General features: G+C 62.8%; 3 protein-coding genes, 1 pseudogene and 1 riboswitch. All 4 genes and pseudogenes read left to right on the forward strand.

The features are described 5' to 3' along the window. Window positions 1-415 precede the first annotated feature (415 nt). Entirely contained in the window at window positions 416-607 is a 192-nt protein-coding gene (locus NFV80_RS07450; RefSeq protein ID WP_295328380.1) for a hypothetical protein, read from the forward strand. 48 nt (window positions 608-655) lie between these two features. Further along, entirely contained in the window at window positions 656-1144 is a 489-nt protein-coding gene (locus tag NFV80_RS17450) for a tyrosine-type recombinase/integrase (RefSeq protein WP_366143419.1), read from the forward strand. A gap of 43 nt (window positions 1145-1187) precedes the next feature. Beyond that, window positions 1188-1272, forward strand: a riboswitch (cyclic di-GMP riboswitch). A gap of 74 nt (window positions 1273-1346) precedes the next feature. Further along, window positions 1347-3641: a S8 family serine peptidase gene (locus NFV80_RS07455; protein ID WP_295328382.1), complete on the forward strand. Its 2295-nt coding sequence runs from the start codon at window positions 1347-1349 to the stop codon at window positions 3639-3641. Window positions 3642-3726: 85 nt separating this feature from the next. Continuing rightward, a pseudogene (locus NFV80_RS07460) lies at window positions 3727-3906 on the forward strand (VapC toxin family PIN domain ribonuclease); the annotation flags it as partial. Window positions 3907-4038 lie beyond the last annotated feature (132 nt).

Genomic DNA, 4038 nt, shown 5'->3' on the forward strand with positions numbered 1-4038 from the left:
AAGGCTTCACTCGGCCCTCTTTCGCTTCGCCCCGGTTGCCCAGGCTGCTGATGCACTGCAAGTCCAAGAAACATGGTGGTAGGCTTTCCTTATTCGTTGGACGAGCCCGGAGGGAGCCGGCCGGGCGGGATTGGAAATAGGTCTTTGGGAAGCAGCCCGGCGGATCGTTCTGGCGAGCGGACGGATACTTGAACCCGCGTCGAATGCCTGCGGTTGGGGCAGACGATGCCCCATCTGGGCGGTGGTAGGGGAAGAACCCTGGAATTGGCGACTGGAGGCGAGCCGGCTTCTCAGCTCGCGGGCGCGGAAGTCCCGGGACACTCCAGGGAGGGGTCGCCTACAAGATCAATGGTTCCCTTCGACAGCGATGGGGACGCGCAGCGGCCTCGGAAACGGCGACGGAATGCGCGTTCGGATGATCACCATCGGCGCCCCGCAGCAAAATCACAGAATCGGCGCGCTGCACCGGTTTCGCGACCCGAAGCTCGCCTACGCCAGCGTCAATCAAGCCTCGTGCGCCTTCCGCTTCCTCTATCGCCGGGTGCTCGGTCGCCCGGAAGCCGGTTTCGACATCCCGATGGCCAAGGTGCCCAAGCGCCTGCCGTAGATCCTCTCGCGCGAAGAAGTCGCGCGCCTGATCGACTCGGCGCGAATCCTGCGCGGACGCACGCTACTGATGAGCACCTACGCCGCCGGTTTGCGGGTGTCCGAAGTCTGCGCCCTGCAGGTCGGGGACATCGAGAGCGCCGCCGATCGCATGTGCCCCAAGGTCCGCCAGGGCAAGGGCAGCAAGGATCGCTACACCCCACCCTGCTCTCGCCGCGTCTGCTCGCCACCCTGCGCACCTCTTGGCGCGACACCCGGCCGCAGCGGTGGTTGTTCCCCAATCGGGCCGGCACCGGCCCGATCGGAATCCAGACCGCCCAGCGGATCTACTACGCCGCGCGCAACGCCGCCGGCATCGCCCCCGAAGGCGGCAACCACGGGCTTCGGCACGCATCTGATCGAGGCCGGCGTCGATCTTCTACAGCATCGGGCGGCTGCTCGGCCATCGTCCTCTGTCGACTACCTCCCGTTACCCCCGTCTTGCCCGCTCGTCATTTCGCTGAGGATCTGTGAAATAGCTCCTCCATACACCACATGACTTGACCCCGAACCTTGCAAACGGAAGAAGGCTGAACTACGATGCAAGCCAATGGCAAACCCGTCGAAAGCCGGGGACGCAAAGCTTCGGAGCTAAGGAGATTCTTCTATGCTGGCCGAGCCGCCGGGACGCTGCAATGGCGTTTCGTGATCGGTTGACTGCTTTGCATCCTGGCTCCAGGCACTTCCTGTTGGAGACCGCGATGTCAATTTCTTCCGCAAAACTCTCGCTGACCGCAGCCGCGGTCTGCTCGGCGTTTTCCATCGCGGCGCACGCCGGTGATCCTGCGCTCGCACCCTGGCTCATCCAGATGGGCGAAACCAGCGCCATTCTCTCCGCCGCCAAGTGGGGCAGCGGCCAAGTGATCGGCGTCGTCGATACAGGCGTCGTCGCGACCAATGCCGTTTTTGCCTCCGGCCAGGTGTCCAAGACTCTCAGCTCGTGTGCGGCGGTGTCGTTTCGCTGCAGCAACGGCTACAACGACGACAACGGACACGGCACGTCCGTCGCCTCGATCGCTGCAGCCAACCGGACGACCGCCGGGACCTATCGCTATACCGGCTATACGGTCAACACCAACAGTTACATGGGCGTCGCCCCAAACGCCAATATCGTCGCCGAGAAAGTTCTCAACAGCAACGGGTCGGGTACCAGCGCTGATGTGGCCAGTGGCATCAACAAGGCAGTGGCTGCTGGTGCCAGTGTGATCAACCTGTCGCTCACTTTCCTGCCCACCGCCGACATCATCGCCGCGGTCAACAATGCGACCGCCAAAGGCGCGTTCATCGTCTGGGCTGGTGGCAATGACGCCAAGGCCTTGCTGAACAATGCCAATACCAATGGCCTTACGGCAAACACCATCAAGCACCTTCTGCTGGTCGGTGCGCTGGATACGAACGCCACGCAAAATGCGACGTTCAGCAACCGCCCAGGGAGCGGCTCGCTGCTCGACACGAGCGGCGGCAAGACGTCCTACGCTGCCCGCTGGATTACGGCGCCAGGAGTGAACATCCTTGCGCCAGGCATTCAATATGGGGCGACTGCAATGGCGACGTGGTCTGGCACTTCGATGTCCGCTCCCCTGATCAGTGGTTCGCTCGCCTTGCTGCAGTCCGCCTGGCCGATCCTGAAAACCAACGGCACGACCGCCAACCTTCTGCTGGCGACGACTACGGACCTCGGCGCCAAGGGGATAGATGCCGAGTACGGCACGGGACGGGTCAATCTTCTTGCCGCATTTTCACCGTATGGACCGTTGACGACGACGCTCGCCAGCGGCAAGAACGTTGAAGTCAGCAGCCTCTCGGGTTCCCTGATCACCGGCGGGGCCTTGGGCAGCCTCTCGTCCGTGCGCGCCAAACTTGCGGATCATCTGGCGTTCGACACGTTCCAGCGCAACTTCTCGGTCGACCTCTCGGGGCTCATTCTGAGCAAGCCAATCTCGGCAAAGACCAATCCTCTGCCGACAAACCTCAACACGGGAGTCGTCAGCATGAAGCTCACCGATGGAGGCGAACTCGTCCGTTGGCAGCAACAAGGCGTGAGCGCATTCGAGCGCATGGGCGCTTTCTCGGACGGTGAACAGGCGCCCACGGGGACCGTCGGCTACCTCGCCTACACCGATCGATCGGGCAGCACGATCGCTTTCGGCCAGGGGGTCTCCAGTCAGATCTCGTTCGCCCGGGCACTGTATGGCGAACAGGCGTTCGCGGCGGCGGCGAGCGAATTGGCGATGTCCAACCTCAGCGACCTGGCAGCCGGTGGCACGCACTTCGCCTATGGGACGCAGGCGGCAGCCGATACCCGCGTCGCCCTTGCCCTCAGCCACACCGCAGCCGCCTACGCTCCCGGCAATCCGGCGTGGGGAACGATCGGTGCCAGCAATCCGGCAGGAAACACCCACGTCGTCCTTGGCCTGACCCGCACGTTCGGCGAACGCTGGACTGGCGGCATCACGTTGGGCAGCCTGAGCGAAAACAACAGCCTCCTCGGCAGCACCTATGATCCTCACTCCCCGGTCGGTCTCGGTAGCAACCAGACCACCAGTCTGGGTTTGTCGCTCGGCCATCGTTTGAGCGAGGAAACCAGTCTGTTTGCCGAAGCAGGCGGCTCCTATACCCGTTCGGCTCAAGGCAACGGGTTGATCGCCGGAACCAGTGCCATTGTTTCGCGCTCGTTTGGCGTTACCTTCCTGACCCGCAAGCTGATGACCGAAGACGATCGCCTCAGCGTTTCGCTCAAGCAACCCCTACGGGTGGTCTCCGGCAAGGCCGCCGTCGTCGTTCCCGGAATCGACGACAACGGAGTGCCACAATACAACAACGAACAGCTCAGTCTGGTTCCCAATGGACGCGAGACCGACTTCCGCATGGCCTACGAAACGCCGCTCGGCAAGACGCAGACACTGAGTTTCCAGGTCGGGGCCCGCCGTGACGTAATGAACATTGCGGGCAACCGCGACGCCGGCGTTGGCGCTGTCTGGTCTGCACGTTTCTGATCTTTCGAGTTTCGGAAGCAAACGTGCGGCGGGGTCGCCGACACGATTGAGCGCACGCATGCGGTTCCCAGGCTGTACGCGATTGGCAGCTCTTCTCTGGTCGCGTCTCATGGCAGACGGCAAAGCAAACGGCAGGCCGCAAAGCGCGCTCGACACGATGATCGCGCCGATCGCTGAAGCGGACGAGTGTGTTGTCGTGACCGATAACGAGAAGGACTTTGCCGACATCCAGGTCGTGAATCCGCTACGCGCGACCGAACAATGAGCGACGGCACTCGCTTAAACCGGCAAACCGGTTCCGAGTGCCATGGTCGGCAGAAAAGGGAATTCGACGGCGGCCATCGATAGAGGCCGATAGACCCAGATAGTCCGCGAAACCCCCTCACTCCCACTCGAT

Source organism: Accumulibacter sp. (genome assembly GCF_023806565.1).
GTDB lineage: Bacteria > Pseudomonadota > Gammaproteobacteria > Burkholderiales > Rhodocyclaceae > Accumulibacter.

Bases quoted from the DNA above. Each gene is read 5' to 3' on its own strand.
- NFV80_RS07455 (WP_295328382.1), top strand. From the start codon at position 1,347: ATGTCAATTTCTTCCGCAAAACTCTCGCTGACCGCAGCCGCGGTCTGC.
- NFV80_RS07450 (WP_295328380.1), top strand. From the start codon at position 416: ATGATCACCATCGGCGCCCCGCAGCAAAATCACAGAATCGGCGCGCTG.